The 15,655-nt window shown below is 73.1% G+C and carries 7 protein-coding genes; 6 read left to right on the top strand and 1 reads right to left on the bottom strand.

Features of this window, described 5'->3' with window-relative positions; translation table 11 throughout:
* Positions 1–799: 799 nt before the first annotated feature.
* A complete protein-coding gene (locus tag ACG83_RS05145; RefSeq protein WP_076826721.1) occupies positions 800–2,077 on the top strand; it encodes an RNA polymerase sigma factor in 1,278 nt (425 codons plus the stop codon).
* A 254-nt stretch (positions 2,078–2,331) separates the two neighbouring features.
* Here the strand turns inward: ACG83_RS05145 and ACG83_RS05140 are convergent, their stop codons facing one another.
* Complete coding sequence (locus ACG83_RS05140; protein WP_347280115.1) at positions 2,332–3,978, bottom strand: AMP-binding protein; 1,647 nt, start codon at positions 3,976–3,978, stop codon at positions 2,332–2,334.
* A gap of 200 nt (positions 3,979–4,178) precedes the next feature.
* Here ACG83_RS05140 and ACG83_RS05135 point away from each other — a divergent pair, with 200 nt between their 5' ends.
* The 5 genes from ACG83_RS05135 to ACG83_RS05115 all read left to right on the top strand — a co-directional run bounded on the left by ACG83_RS05135 (position 4,179) and on the right by ACG83_RS05115 (position 15,483).
* A complete protein-coding gene (locus ACG83_RS05135; RefSeq protein ID WP_054565431.1) occupies positions 4,179–5,480 on the top strand; it encodes an acetoin utilization protein AcuC in 1,302 nt (433 codons plus the stop codon).
* Positions 5,477–8,239 carry a GNAT family N-acetyltransferase gene (locus tag ACG83_RS05130; RefSeq protein WP_054564937.1) on the top strand — a complete coding sequence of 921 codons (2,763 nt, stop codon included), beginning with the start codon at positions 5,477–5,479 and terminating at the stop codon, positions 8,237–8,239. Before ACG83_RS05135 ends, ACG83_RS05130 begins: the two co-directional genes overlap by 4 nt.
* 134 nt (positions 8,240–8,373) lie before the next feature.
* Positions 8,374–12,411, top strand: coding sequence for a SpoIIE family protein phosphatase (locus ACG83_RS05125; RefSeq protein WP_304438421.1), 4,038 nt, complete (start codon positions 8,374–8,376; stop codon positions 12,409–12,411).
* Between the two features lie 99 nt (positions 12,412–12,510).
* Complete coding sequence (locus tag ACG83_RS05120) at positions 12,511–13,335, top strand: ABC transporter ATP-binding protein (RefSeq protein WP_054564935.1); 825 nt, start codon at positions 12,511–12,513, stop codon at positions 13,333–13,335.
* Positions 13,336–15,141: 1,806 nt separating this feature from the next.
* On the top strand, positions 15,142–15,483 hold the full coding sequence (locus ACG83_RS05115; RefSeq protein WP_006542630.1) for an Lsr2 family protein: 342 nt from the start codon (positions 15,142–15,144) through the stop codon (positions 15,481–15,483).
* The last annotated feature ends 172 nt before the right edge of the window (positions 15,484–15,655 follow it).

Here is a 15,655-nt window from a genome sequence, read left to right as displayed (position 1 = left end):
GGTGGCCGAGGCGCCCGGTGTGGTGGGGGGCTCGCCGCGCGGCGGGGGCGTGCACCACGAGTCGTTACCGAGAGTGATCATCGGTCTGACTGCGGGAAGATCTACGTCAGGGTCCGCCTCTGGCCGGCTGGTGCGCGCCGACTCCGCCGTGTGGGCGAAGAAGTCGCGGTTCGGTGGCGCAGCGGGGTGAGGGTCGATGCGGTCCGTGAGCGTCGCGAGTCGTTACCCGGAATACATCCGTCGGCGACGGCGGGCTGGTTGTCTGTGGATCGGCTCACGTCGTGCCGGCGGCCGTGTGGTTCGGATGTGATCCGTCTCTCGCTGGTGGCGGCGCTCCGGATGGGTGAAGAGGCGCTCATGGGGGTACGGAGTCGGTCTGTCGGTGGCCTGATCGTCTCTCTGTGGCATCGGCGCAGCTGGTTGGATGGTGTTCGCGGGCGGAGGGCGTGCGTGGTGGACCCTCGTCGCGGCGCGCGGAAGGTGACGCCGATCTCTGGATCGAACTCCCGAAAGTGGTGTTACGGCGACGCTGCGTTGTGAACTGTCACTGACAGTCGAGGACTGACCGTGGAAGCCGCCGAGATAGTTGCTCGTTCTCACCACAGCGCGCGATCTGCCAGGTAGTCTTCGCGACAGCGGGTTCAGCGTCCCGAAGGCAGGGGTCTACACTTCTCTGTAGGCCCGGCGATCGCTGACGTCCGGCTGTGCCTGCACGGGAATGGTTGCGCCTCTTCGGTCGTTACCTCCACGTGCAAGGAAGTAGACGACCCACCCGCACCGACCATCGGATCTGCCACTGATGACGCTGCCTGCCCTGGAACTAGCCGAGCGCACCGACGAGTCACGCCCGCGTCCGCGGCGCCCCCGTCGCTCCGCTTCTCCTGTCCGTAACGCTCCAAGCCGCACGCTCGCCGCGGTCCCCGATGAGCTCGACGAGCTCGACGTCTCCGCTGTCGCCGAGCTCATCGCCCGTGGTCGCGAGACCGGGGAGCTCAGCCGTGCCGAGCTTCGCGAGGCCCTTGAGGCCGCTGATATCGGCGTCGAGCTGCTGCCCGCGCTGATCGCACGTCTCGGCGCCGCTGGAATCGACCTCGTCGAAGAGGAAGAGGAAAGCGAGCGCGCCCCGGCCGGCGCCACCACGCCTGGCCGCACCGTCGCCGACCACGCCGGCACGGCGGACCTCGTCCGCATGTACCTGCGCGAGATCGGCAAGGTTCCGCTGCTCAACGCCGCTCAGGAGGTCGAGCTCTCCAAGCGCGTCGAGGCGGGGCTGTTCGCCGAGCACAAGCTGGAGACCGACGAGGGCCTCGCTGAGGACCTCCGCCGTGACCTGCGCCTGCTCGTCACCGACGGCCAGGCCGCCAAGCAGCAGCTGGTCTCCGCCAACCTGCGCCTCGTGGTGTCGGTGGCGAAGAAGTACAGCGGCCGCGGCATGACCCTGCTGGACCTCGTCCAGGAGGGCAACCTGGGCCTCATCCGCGCGGTCGAGAAGTTCGACTACGCGAAGGGCTACAAGTTCTCGACCTACGCGACCTGGTGGATCCGCCAGGCCATCGGCCGCGCGCTGGCCGACCAGGCCCGGACGATCCGTATCCCGGTTCACGTGGTCGAGCAGATCAACAAGATCACCCGGCTGCAGCGCCAGCTCGTCTCGACCCTCGGCCGTGAGCCGACGGACGAGGAGCTCGCGTTCGAGCTGGACATGCCGATCGAGCAGGTCGTCGAGCTGCGCCGCTACGCGCAGGACACGGTGAGCCTGGAGACGTCCGTCGGTGACGACGGCGACTCCGTGCTCGGCGACTTCATCGAGGACTCGGATGCGACGTCGCCGGCCGACGCTGCGTCCTACGGCGCGATGCAGGACGAGATCGACAACGTCCTCGGCGCGCTGAACCCTCGTGAGCGCGAGGTCATGCGGCTGCGTTTCGGTCTCGCTGACGGAAAGCAGCACACGCTCGCCGAGGTCGGCAACCGGCTCGGGCTCACTCGTGAGCGCATTCGCCAGATCGAGCGGGACACGCTGCGCGAGCTGCGTAAGCCCGCCGTGGCCGGGAGGCTGCGCGAGTTCCTCGACTGACGAGCGGGCGGCTGGGCCGAGGTCGTCTGATGGGCGCCGGCAACGCGGGCCGGCGCCCATAGCACAGCCCGGAGCAGGGGCAGCCGTCCTCGCTCCGGTACGGGTGGTCGGAAGCCGGATCCTCGCCATGAGGATCCGGCTTTTCCTATTGGAAGCCGGCCTGTCGAAACCGGACCGGCGAGACGCCAGCCCGCCAGACGGCCAGCCCGCCAGACGCCAGCCGGCCATGGACCGGCCCGTCAGCGGCCGGCGTGTCAGTAGCCTGCGCGGACGCCGGATGGCAGGAGCGTCGGGTACAGGACGTTGCCCACGGCGAAGGCCCCCGACGGCGTCAGGCGCGCGTACTCGTTCTGCGACCACCAGCCGGGGAATCGTGCCAGCCGGGTCTGGAAGAGCCACGATCCAGCTGGATCGCCCCAGACGAACAGTGGCATCGACGGCATCGGCATGGTCACGACCAGCTCACCGTCGACGTCCGCCGGGCCCCTGGCCGGGTAGCCGGCCGGGTCGACCACGGCGACGGCGCAGCCCAGCGCCGCGCCGGCCTCACCGGCCCGCACCGGCGCGGTGGGCAGCGCCGCGATCGTGGGCGCGCCGAGGTCGCCACCGCCACTCATGGCGCTGAAGGCGACCGACGGGCTCACCGTCTCGTAGACCCATGCGGCCGCGTCCGGCGTGAACGGCGATCCGAAAGCCGCCACGGTGCGCAGCAGCGAGAGATCGGCGACGCTCGCCGGCACCAGCCCCGAGCCGTGGCACGCCTCGACGAACGAGGCGGGCAGGCCCAGGCAGGTCACCTCGACCGCCTCCGCGAGCCGCCACAGGATCGACAGGTCCGGCCGGGCCGGGCTGCCGTCGTACAGGACGATCGCCGACCCGGTGAGCAGACCGGAGACCAGGAGGTTCCACGTGGCCTCGCCGGTGGTGGCCAGCCAGCAGAAGCGGTCGTCCGGCCCGAGATCCAGGTGGAGCACCAGCGATTTCAGGTGCTCCAGCAGGATCCCGCCGTGCCCGTGGACGACGGGCTTCGCCACGCCGGTGTCCGGGGAGCTGAACTGGATCCACAGCGGCGCGTCGAACGGGAGCCGGGCCCAGGCCAGGTCCTCCGTCGCGGCGAGCAGGTCGTCCCAGGACGTCAGGGCCGGGGTCCGCGCCTGCGCCGCCCGGGTCAGGGCATCGGCCGCGAGGTAGGGAACCACCACCGTCGCGGCCAGATTGGGCAGGCGGCGGGCAAGGTCGGCCAGTGACTGCGCCGAGTCGAACACCTGGCCCTCGCGGGTGTACCCGTCGACGCCGATCAGCACCTTCGGCGTGATGGGGGCGAAACGGTCGGCGATGTCCGCCAGGCCGAGCTCGGGCGGGCAGCACGCCCACACCGCGCCGAGGCTCGCGGACGCCAGCATCGCGACCACGGCCTGCGCGCCGCTGGGCAGCACCGCGGCGACCCTGTCCCCGGGGCCGACACCGAGGCGGCGCAGGCCGGCGGCGGCCCGTGCGACCTGCCGTCGAAGCTCGTCCCAGCTGACGACGGTGGTCACGCCGTCCTCGCGGACGGCGATGATCGCGGGTGCGGGGCCGCGGCGGCTGAGCGCGTTCTCGGCGTAGTTGACGCGTGCGGAGGTGAACCAGCGGGCATCGGCCAGCCCGGTGCCGGTCAGCGCCGGGCCGTCGCCGCGGTCGCCCTCGACGGCGCAGAACTCCCAGACCGCCTCCCAGAAGGGGCCCGGTTGGGTGACCGACCAGCGGGCGAGCCCGGTCCGCTCGGCGAAGGACACGCCGTGGTCCTGTGCGAGCCACTCCTGGAAGCGGGTGACGGACGCCTCCGCGACGCGCTGGGCCGACGGCTCCCACAGCACGGTTCCCACCGGCGTGCGTGACGGTGCGGCGCGTGACGACGCCACGCGTGACGTTCCGGAGCCGGTGGCCGCGAAGTGGCCCGTGCCCGCGGGCGACTGATCGCGCGATTCGTCGTTTGCTGGACTTTCATCTCCCGCCACGTGATCTGACCCTAACGTGTCCTCGCCGGTCAATCGCCTGCGAGTCGACGAGCGGTCGTGCCGGAGAGCCACGGGAGTTACCGTCTTGTCGTGTGAGCGGGTCCGTGAACGTCCAGCCAGTGCAGTCGCGGTCGGTCGGGTCCCCGGAGGCTGACCGGGCCGCCGGGGATGGCGGCCCGGGCGACGGCACCCTCGTGGTCTGGGACCCGGGGATGCTCGACTACAACTTCGGCCCGGCCCATCCGCTGCATCCGGTCCGGCTGGCGCTGACCATGGAGCTGGCCACCGCGGCCGGCCTGCTGGAGGCACCCGGGCTCACCGTCGCCGCCGCCGGCATGGCCGCCGACGAGCTGATCGAGCTGGTACACGACCCCGACTACGTGGGTGCGGTCCGCGCGGCCTCGCCGGGCTCGGCGGCGGGCAGCCTGCTGGCGGCGCGGTACGGGCTCGGCACCGCGGACAATCCCGTCTTCGACCGGATGCACGCCGCCTCCGCCCTCATCACCGGCGGCACGCTGGCCGCGGCACGGGCGGTGTGGGAGGGCACCCACCGCCATGCGGTGTCCCTCGCGGGCGGCCTGCACCACGCGATGCGCGGTGCGGCGAGTGGGTTCTGCGTCTACAACGATCCGGCGATCGCGATCGCCTGGCTGCTGGCGGCCGGCGCCACCCGGGTCGCCTACGTCGACATCGACGTCCACCACGGTGACGGGGTGCAGGCCGCGTTCTACGACGATCCGCGGGTGCTGACCATCTCGCTGCACCAGAGCGGAATGTCGCTGTTCCCCGGGACCGGCTTCCCCCGGGAGGTCGGTGAGGGCAGTGCCGAGGGCACCGCGGTCAACGTCGCACTGCCGCCGGCCACGGGTGACGCCGGCTGGCTGCGGGCGTTCTCCGGGGTGGTGCCCGTCCTGCTGCGCGCGTTCCGGCCGCAGGTCCTGGTCACCCAGCACGGGTGCGACACGCACCTGCTCGACCCGCTCGCCGACCTGCGGCTGTCGCTGGACGGGCAGCGTGCCTCCTACGAGGCGCTGCACGCCCTGGCCCACGAGGTCTGCGAGGGCCGCTGGGTGGCCTGCGGCGGCGGCGGCTACGCCCTGGACGCCGTGGTTCCCCGGGCCTGGACCCAGCTGCTGGCGATCGCCTCGCACACCACCCTGGACGGGGCCCGGGCGCTGCCCGAGGAATGGGCGGCCGCGGCTCCGGCCAGGGTGCGGGCGGCGACCGGCCACACCTCGGTCGGCGCCGCCGGGATGCCGTCCACCTTCGGCGACGGCGCGTCGACGCGCTACCACCCCTGGGACGCCGGTGCCGGCGACCAGGATGATCCGCTCGACCGGGCGGTGGCCGCGACCCGCAACATGGTGCTGCCCCTGCACGGCCTCGACCCGCTCCGGGACCGTTGAGCGCCGCGCCGCCCGCCGCGGGGCCGCCACCGCCGCCATCACCGCAGCCGCCGCCATCACCGCAGCCGCACGACTATCCGGCCCACTGGGAGGCCGATGTCATCCTCTCGGACGGTGGCACGGCGCACATCCGTCCGATCCGGCCGGCGGACGGGGAGCTGCTGCGCCCGTTCTGGTCCCGGCTGTCGACCCGGACGATCTACTTCCGGTACTTCAACGTCCGCCGCGGCCTCAGCGACGCCGACATCGCCCGGACGACCAACGTCGACCAGCGGGTCCGCGGCGCGCTGGTGGCGCTGATCGGTGGTGAGCTCGTCGGGCTCGCGCACTGGGAGCGCGGGCAGTCACCGGACGCCGGTCCCACCCCCGAGGCGGAGGTGGCGTTCCTGGTCGAGGATGCCCAGCAGGGCCGCGGGATCGGCTCCGTGCTGCTCGAGCACCTGGCCGCCGCCGCGGCCGAGCGGGGGGTGCGGCGCTTCGACGCCGACGTGCTCAGCGAGAACCAGCAGATGATCAGGGTTTTCCTGGACGCCGGTTACACGGTCTCGCGCGCCTGGGAGTCCGGGGCCGCCCACCTGTCGTTCGACATCGCGCCCACCACCCGCTCCGTCGATGTGATGCGAGCCAGGGAGCACCGGGCCGAGGCCGCGTCCGTGCACCGGCTGCTGCACCCACGGGCGGTGGCGGTGATCGGAGCCGGCCGCGACCGGGAATCGCTCGGCAACATCGTCCTGCGCAACCTGCTGGCGGGCGGGTTCGACGGCCCGGTCTACCCGGTGAACCCCGTGGCGGCGGCCACCGGCGGCGCCGTCGCCTCGGTGCGGGCGTACGCGTCGGTCGAGGACACGCCGCCGCCGGTCGATCTGGCGGTGCTGTGCGTGCCGCCGGGCGAGATCCCCGGCGTGGTCGCCTCCTGCGGCCGCCACGGTGTGCGCGGCCTGGTGGTCATGACCGACCAGCGCGACGACGAGGCGGACGCCCGGCTCGCCTCCGACGCCCGCGCCCGCGGCATGCGAGTGGTCGGCCCGGCGAGCCTGGGCCTGCAGAACGTCGCCGCCGGCCTGAACGCCTCGCTGGTGAACCAGCTGCCCGCACCCGGACGCATCGGCTGCTACTCCCAGTCCGGCCCGCTCGGCGGCGCGCTGCTGGAGGCGGCGGCCGCGCGCGGGCTGGGCTTCTCGGTCTTCGTCTCGGCGGGTGACCGCGCCGACGTCAGCGGTAACGACCTGCTCCAGTTCTGGAAGGCGGACACGTCGACCGGTGTCGCCCTCATGCACCTGGAGACCTTCGGCAACCCGCGCAAGTTCGCCCGGCTGGCCCGCTGGCTGGGCCGTGACACCCCGGTGGTCGTCGTCCTCTCCGAACGGACACCGCTGGACGAGGCGCTGCTGCGCCAGGCCGGGGTGATCGGCGTCGACCGGGTCTCCCAGGGGCTGGACGTCGCGCTGCTGCTGGCCACCTGCCCGCTGCCGGCGGGCAACCGGGTGGCGGTCGTCGGTGACTCACGGGCTCTGGTCCGGTTCACCGCCCGGGCGGCGGACGCGGCGGGGCTCGCGGTCGAGGAGGTGCTGCTGCCGGCCGGCAGCAGCACCGAGGCCTTCCGGGCCGCGCTGGTCTCCGCGGCCTCCCGGGCGGATGCGCTGATCACCGTCGCCGTCCGGCTGCCCACTTCGCTGCCGGGCCCGAACTCGGGCCCGAACCCGGACCCGAACCCGGACCCGGCGCCGGCTGCTCTCGGTGCCGCCGCCGCGGCGAGGGCCGTCAGCGTGCCCGTCCTCGCCACCGTCCGGGGCTCGCGGGTGCCACCGGAGCTGTCCGGGCTCCCGGTCTATTTCACGCCCGAGGCCGCGGTCGGAGCGTTGCGCGGAGCGGTCGCCTACGCCGACTGGCGTGCCCTGCCCGCGGGGACCATCCCCACCACGCCGGTTCGGCGCGACGAGGCCCGGCGACTGACCGACGGTGTGACCGGCCGGCTCACCGCCGGCGCCGCGAGTGAGCTCCTCGACTGCTACGGCATCGACGTCGTCCCCAGCCAGGTCGTCCGGAATGCGGACGAAGCGGTGGAGGCGGCCGAGCTGTTCGGCTGGCCGGTGGCACTCAAGGCCCGCGCGAGCCGGTATCGGCACCGGCCGGAGCTGGGCGGGCAGCGCCTCGACCTGGCGGACCCGGCGGTGCTCCGGACGGCCTGGCGGTCACTGGTGGAGCGCGTCGGGCCGGACGGCCCGATCGTCGTGCAGCGGATGGTGCCGACCGGGGTGGCGGTGGTCCTCGGCGCCGAGGAGAACCCCCGCTTCGGGCCGTTGGTGTCCTTCGGCCTGGCGGGTGCGGCGACGGAGCTGCTCGGCGACCGGGTGCACCACATCCTCCCGCTGGCCGACGCCGACGCCGCTCGGCTGGTCCGGTCCGTGAAGGCGGCGCCGTTGCTCTTCGGCTACCGCGGTGCCGCCCCCGTCGACGTCGCCGCGCTGGAGGACCTGCTGCTGCGGCTGGCGCGCCTGGTGGACGAGACCGGCGCGGTGCGGCGGCTGGCCCTGGAGCCCGTGATCGTCTCGGCGGACGGGGTAAGCGTGCTCTCCGCGGAGATCGTTCTCGCCCCGCCGATCCCGCGTGCCGACGCGGGCCCGCGTCGCTTCTGGCGGGCGGGTTCCCAGGGCGCGCCGGCGGGCGCCACGGCGGGTGCCACGGCGCTTGTCGCGGAGGCCGACACACAGCCCGGTTCGGCACAACGTGTCCCCACCGTCCACAATCGTCTGCCATGACCACGCCGTACCCTGCCCAGCCAACAGGCCGGCCGTCCGACGGCCCCGAGACGGGCGGCCGTGACGCCGTCGGTGACGAACCCGCTGGATCGGCTGGCCCGGGTCCGGTTCCGGGCCAGCCGGGCGGGGAGCGGGTGGGATCGCCCGTTGTCGGCTGGGACGACTTCGGCCGGGCTCTGGACGGCTGGAACGACCAGAGCAGCGAGAACGGCTGGTCGTCCTACCCGGACGTCACCGGTGCGCGGGCCGCCGTGGGCCAGCAGCGGACCCCGTCCGGCTGGGAGCCCCTCGTGGGGGATGACGACAGCGAGACCCGTGGGCCGCTGTCATCGGCGGGCTTCCCGCTGCCGGTGCCCGCACGGCCGCCGGTACCGCCGCCCACAGCGCCGCCGCCTACGATCCCGCCGCCGCCGACGGTGCCGCCGCCGACCACGGCGCCACCGGCCGCGCCGCTGTCCGGCCTGCCGCAGTCGGTTCCTCCGCTGTCAGATCCGCAGCCGCCCGTCCCGCAGCCGGCAGCGTCGTCGATGCCGCCGCCGACCGCCACGCCGCCACCGACCGCCACGCCTGGGCCTGGGCCGGGGATGCCTGGGCCGGGAGCGTTCGGGGCATCGGCCGCCGGCCCCGGCACGGACGGAGCCCTTCTCGCGGGAGAGCCCGGGTCGGGCTTCGCCGGCATCCCCGGCTTCCCGCTGACGCCTCCACCCGGCACGGGTGTGGCGCCACCGTCTGATTTCGGTACGTCCTGGCGCGGGCCGGCCCTCGAAAACAGCGCGGCGGCAGGTGGCGCGGGCGGCGGTCCCGGTGGTTTCGGTGGTTCCGGCGGTCCCGTGGGTCCGGGCAGCGCGGTCCCGGCCCTGTCCGCGACCGGTGCCGGCGCCGGCACCGGCACCGAGCCTGGCTCGTCACCGCCGCTGCCCACCGATCTCGTCGGCCAGGCCCTGCGCGAGGCGCTGTTCGACCGGGCGCCCGTCGGGCTCGCCCTCTACGACACCTCCGGCCGGTATGTCCGGGTCAACGAGGTGCTGGCCAGCCTCAACGGCCGTTCCGCCGCCGAGCACCTCGGCCGCACGATGCCGGAGCTGCTCGGCGACATCGGCCTGGAGATGGACGTCCTGCTGGGGCGGGTCCTGCGGACCGGCGAACCGGTCACCGATCTTGAGATCGGGGTCGCCACGGGCGGTTCGGGGCCGAACCAGACCTGGCTGGCCAGCTGGTACCCGGCCACGGACCGGCTCGGCGCGCCCGCGGGAGCGGTCCTGGTCGCGATCGACGCGACCCGCGCCAAGGCCGCCCAGGCCGACCTCGGCCGGTCCGTGGCCCGGGAGCGTGCGCTGGCGGAGGCCACCGCCGCCGATGTCTTCCACGGCGGCCCGGACGGCGCGCTGGACACGGATCTGCCCCGCTGGCGTGCCATGACCGGCCAGTCGGGCGCCCAGACCGCCGGCTTCGGCTGGCTCGACGCGCTGCACCCGGACGACCGGGATCGGGTCCGCCGGGCCTGGCGCGCCGCGGTGGAGCGCCGGGAGCAGTTCGACGGCGAGTTCACCGTCCAGGACGTCCTCGGCGCCCCCCGGAAGATCACCGCGCGGCTGCTGCCGACGGCGGTGGACGGCCAGCAGGGCCAGCACGTCGAGTGGGTCGGCGTGTTCACGGACGTCACCGAGGCCCGGTCCGCCGCGGTGACGCGGGCGTCGGTCGCCGCCGCCGCGGACGAGGCGGCGTGGCGCCGGGAACAGTCCCGCCGCCTCACCACGGCGCTCGGCCGGGCGGTGACGGTCGACGACGTGGTCGCCGCCGTGGTCGAACACGGCGGTCGCGCCGCGCGTGCCATCAGCCGAGGGGTCGCCCTGATCGACTCCGCCGACGACCGGCTCCGGTTCGACGCCCTGGTCGGCGTCTCGGCGGAGTACGCCGCGCACTGGTCGGAGGTCTCGCTCGGCGCGATCCACCCGCTGGCCGAGGTGGTCCGCGGCCGGCGGCCGATCTTCCTGGGCAGCCGGGACGAGCTGAGCGCGCGCTGGCCCGTCGCGGAACTGCTCGGCGCGGTCGAGTCCGGTCCGGAGCACAGCTGGGCCCTGCTGCCGCTGGTGACGACGGACGCGCCGTTCGGCGTGCTGCATCTGGGGTTTCCCGACCCACGCGAGTTCGGCGGCGACGACCAGGACTTTCTGCTGACGCTGGCTGAACAGACCGCGCAGGCGCTGGAGCGCGCGACCCTGTTCGAGCGGCTCGCGGCCGAGGCGGCCGGGCGGCGGGTCGCCCGTGAGGAGGCCGAGGCGGAGCTCGCCGCGGCGCGGCTGGCCGCCGAGGCCCACCAGGCGGTCGCCGACGGGGCGCTGCGGCGGCTCGAGGTGCTCGCGCAGGCCAGCACCGCGGTGGCCGCGGCCGCGGACGCCGACCGGGCGCTGGCCGCGCTGGCCTCGGTCGTGGTCGGCGAGATCGCCGACGTCTGCCTGATCTACCTGAACCCCACGGTGGACGACCTGGAAGCGGCGGACGCGACCGCGGGTGTGCGCCTGGTGGCCGCCGCGGTCAGGAACGGCCTGACCGCCGCGCCGCTGCCCGGTGGACCCGCGCTCGTGCTGCCCACGACCGGCCCGCTGGCCGCTGCCGCCGACGGCGACGATGACGGCGACGGTTCGCCTGGCCGGACCGTGCCCGTCCTGTTGTCCCTGGGGGAGGGCACGGCGCTGCCCGGCGAGCCGACGTCCACAGGCCTGGCGCCCTTCCTGGAAGGGGCTCTGGCCCCGGACCTGGCCCGCTGGGTACGCGACGCCGAGGGCCACAGCGCCGCCGCGATCCCGATCATGCGGCGTGGACGTCCCGCCGGGGTCATGGTGATGATCGCGGCCGGTGAGCGGGCCGCGTTCACCAAGGACGACCTGACGTTCCTCACCGAGATCGCGGCCCACACCGCACCGGCGCTGGAACGCGCCCAGGCCGGTGGCCGGGCCGGTGGCGAGGCCCGTGCGCTCCAGACCGCCCTGCTGCCGCGGATGCCCGTCGTGGCCGGCCTGGAGCTGGCGGCCCGGTATGTCCCCGCCGGGGATGCGGACGAGGTCGGCGGTGACTGGTTCGACGCCATCGACCTGGGCGCCGGCCGGGTGGCCCTGGTCATCGGGGACGTCATGGGCCGCGGCCTGCGCGCCGCGGCGCTGATGGGGCAGCTTCGCAGCGCGGTGCGCACCTGCGCCCGGCTGGACCTGCCGCCCGTGGAGGTCCTCACCCAGCTCGACCGGCTCGTCGCCGACCTCGGCGAGGATCTGATCGCCACCTGCATCTACGCCGTGCTCGAGATCGAGACCGGCCAGCTCACCCTGGCCAGCGCGGGACATCCGCCGCCGCTGGTGGTCGCTCCGAACGGGCTGGTGTCGCGCCTGTACATGGCGGTCGCGACGCCACTCGGGCTGGCCCGCGACGCGATGACCGAATACACCGTGCAGCTGGGTCCCGGTGCGCTGCTCGCCCTGTTCACCGACGGGCTGGTCCGGGGGCGGTCCACCGACATCGACGCGGGCGTGTCGAACCTGGCCGCCGTGCTCGCCCGCCCGGCCGAGGACTGGGACGGCCGGCTCGACCTGCTTGCCCGGGCCGCCTGCGCGGCCGGGTCGCGGGCGGGCGGTGCTCGTCCGGACGGTCCGGGCCCGGGTTCGGGCCCGGCGCCCGCACCGGCGTCAGCCTCAGCGTCAGCGTCGGGGCCGGGTGACGATGTGGCCCTGCTGTTGGCCAGGCTGCCCGAGGCGGGCCCGGCGGTGGATCCACTGGACGTCACCGTCGATCCGGCCGGCGGTCTCAGCCAGGTTCGGGCACACGTCCGGGTCGCCATGGAGAACGCCCTGGTCGCGCCCGCGGTGATCGACACCGTCGTGCTCGTGCTGTCCGAGCTCGTCGGCAACGCGCTGGTACACGGCCGGTCGCCGCTTTCGGCGCGGGTCCGACGGATGGGGATCGCGGGCGGGGCCGCGGGCGCTGGTGGCGGGAGCTCGCGGCGGTTGCTGATCGAGGTCACCGACGCCGGCGGACGGATGCCGCGCCGGCGGCACGCCAGCCCGGACGACGAGGCGGGCCGCGGGCTCGACCTGGTCGGGCGGCTCGCCGTGCGCTGGGGTACGCGCCCGTTGCCCGAAGGCAAGCTGGTGTGGGCGGAGATCGATCCGGACGACCTCTGATCGTCCGGGCCTTCGGCGGCCGGCCATCGAGAGGGCGCAGGCGGGCTTTCTCGCGGCCGGGCCGTCGGATCCCACGCCGCCTCGCGTAACGTGAGCGTCATGCCGGAAGCGGTGCTGCGCCTAGAGAACGTCACGGTCAGGCGCGATGGGGTACACCTGTTGCGGAACGTGAACTGGGTGGTGAACCAGGGCGAGCGCTGGGTGCTGCTCGGTCCGAACGGCGCGGGTAAGACGACGCTTCTTCAGATCGCCTCGTCCCGGCTGTTCCCGACCTCCGGCGAGGTTGATCTTCTCGGCGAGCGGATGGGCCGGGTCAATCTGCAGGACATTCGCTACCGGGTCGGAGTCGTCAGCCCGGTTCTCAGCGACAAGCCCCCGCACTACGAGCGGGTGCTCGACGCGGTGGTCACCGCGGGCTGGTCGGTGCTCGGGCGTGGCCGCGAGGAGTACGACGAGGTCGACCTGAAGCGGGCGGCGGATCTGCTGAGCCAGTTCGGTTGCCGGAGCCTGGCCGAGCGGAGCTTCGGCACGCTCTCCGAGGGAGAGCGTAAGCGCGTCCAGATCGCCCGCGCGCTGATGACCGACCCCGAGCTGCTGCTGCTGGACGAGCCGGCCAGTGGCCTCGACCTCGGTGCCCGGGAGGCGCTGCTGCGGCGGCTCACCCGCTTCGCGGCCGATCCCGGTGCCCCGGTCACGGTCCTTGTCAGCCATCACGTGGAGGAGATCCCCGTCGGGGTCACCCACGCGCTGCTGTTGCGCCGCGGCGAGGTTCTCGCGGCCGGCCCGGCGGCCGAGGTCCTGGTCTCCGAGCATCTGTCGGCCTGTTTCGGGCTTCCCCTGGAGGTGACGGCCACGGCGGGCCGGTACTCGGCTCGACTGGCCGCTCCGGGGCCACGGCGACCGTCTGCTTCGGTCTCAGCCTGATCTCCGGTCTCGACTCGGCCGGCGGTTTCGGTCCGGCCGGACCGGCGCGGGCCTGACCCGCATCGGATGCCGGCCGCGGCACTGGCAGCACCTGGCCTGATGCGGCGGCCGGGCGGGGATTCCCGCACCGGGCCCACCATCCTGGGTGGCTTCGTAGCGGCGGCCTCATGGTGAGTGGCTTCGTGGTGAGTGGCTTCGTGCACGGGGAACACAACCGGTGGGTGCTCGTGCAGGCGCGGTGGCGGTGGCGGGCCGTCGGTCCCGTGCCGGTGTTCGGGCCGGCTGGGGGCCTCGGGATCCCGTACCGGATGTGGCCCGGCCCGATGGCGAGGGGCCGGGCGCCTGGGCGAGCGGCTCAGAGCGTCTGTGCGGCGCGACGCGGCGAATCCGGGGTTTCATTTACCCTCTCGCCTTTCGAAGGCTTGTCTGACCCGCTGAGGCGGCCCGCTGGCTCTCGTGCGGGCAGGCGTGCCGGTCGGCCACGGAGCGCGGTCCCGCCGGCGGTGTCGGAACGCCCGACGGGCCGTCATCTGGCAGGCCGAATGCCTGACGGGTGAGAGCCTGACGAGTGGGTGGCGGAGGGCCGAGAGCCTGACAGCCCGAGCGCCTGACAGCGATGTGCCTGACAGCGATGTGCCTGACAGCCGAGCGGAGCAGGGTCGAACCACGGATGGCGCGAGGGCTATTGGTTCGGTGGCCGGAACTTGTCGGCTGCCGGGGCCGTGCCGGGTGGGTGTGATTCCCCGCATAGTGATTTCCGGCATACTCATGGTGATTTACGGCATATAGGTGTACTGGCCCCGTCAAGGACATCCCGGAGCCAGCCAGAGCCCACCACCCGTGCGCCCAGCGCGCGAACGCGATCTCGCAGTGCCTGGTCCGATGTCACGACCAGAGTCGGCGGTGGCGTGGTGCGTACCGCTTCCACGATCGTGTCGTCCCCACTGGCCGGTGCATGGATCACCAGGAGCCGTGGGGGTTCCACGCTCATTCTCGGTAACGGTGACTTCAGTTCCGGTGCTGCTGCCGGTGTCCGGTCTTCCCGGTCGTCGGCGGAGATTTCGCTCGTACCGGCCGCGGTTGGTGCGAACTTAGCCATGGTCGGCCCGGCCGGTACACCGGCCCGGGCGGCTCCCTCGAGAACAAGAAGCACCTGTGACGGTCGATCCGCCGGAGTGCGGAGTCCATCCGGCCGGCTGAGCAGGGTGAGAATGTCCCTGTGTAGTCGCCCGGCGGCGGCGGCGCGATCCCGCCACCAGCCGTCTGGTCGTGTGCCAATCACGTTCGCCGCGTCGACGACCCAGGTGAGCCGGTAGTCCATGCCAGTCGGGCGCATAGCGTCAGGAGCGGAATCCGGCGTACTCATCCGGCGCCGCGGGTCGGCTTTGGCAAACACGACGGTGGGTTCACGGGCCCGGGCTTGACCAAAGACGCCGCTGTGCGGGTGGCCTCGTTTGCCGGGCAATCGAACGGTCCGGCGGCGTACGAAGCCTGCTGCCCGTCCGCGTACCGGTGTCTCGGTGCCGAGGCGGGTCGCTGGTGGGTTGCCGCGTGCCGTCGTCGGGACGTTCGTGGGTCGACGTTTCGAACCGGAAGGTGTGATTCGAAGAACATGATCATCTCTCTATCATGTCGATGTCGATCCACTCCTTTGGGCTGCGTCGAGCACCCACCTCGAGCCAGCGACTTGCGCCATCGTCACGGTTGCCTCGCGAGTCTGACGAACCAGGCGTGACAGTTCACGGTGTTCTCGTGGTAATACTAGACCCGTAAGTTCTGCGGTCCGCTGACCTGAAGGAGAGTGGCATGGCCCAGAAGACCATCGTCTCGTTGATTGACGATCTCAGCGGAGAAGAGGCCGACGAGACAGTCCGGTTCGGACTGGACGGCGCACAGTATGAGATCGACCTGTCGGAGAAGAACGCCACGAAGTTGCGGGAGTCGCTGGCGCCGTTCGTCACCGCCGCTCGTCGTTCCGGCGGGCGTGCTGCCAGTGGCCGGCGTGGCGCCCGCGCCGCTTCGCGGCGTACCGGTGGAACCGACCGCACCGCCGACATTCGTGAGTGGGCGCGCAGCAACGGCTACACGGTGAGTGACCGTGGGCGTATCGCGTCGAACATCGTTGAGGCGTACGACAAGGCTCACTGAGCCAGGTCCCACTGCTTTACGGGTCGACGTGTCGAGTCATCGACCCAGGTACTACCCGAGCACAACCCTGATAGTTGGTGTGGGTCTCCTCGGGCCGGCGGCCGAAGAAGACGTGATCATGTTTCGCGTCCTGGTTCCTGCCCATCGAGCGGTCGATGGGCAGGAACCAGAC

Source organism: Frankia sp. R43 (assembly GCF_001306465.1).
In the GTDB taxonomy this organism is placed as follows: Bacteria; Actinomycetota; Actinomycetes; order Frankiales; family Frankiaceae; genus Parafrankia; species Parafrankia irregularis.
The sequence above is the reverse complement of the archived record's forward strand: the minus strand, read 5'-3'. Positions and strand labels throughout refer to the sequence as shown.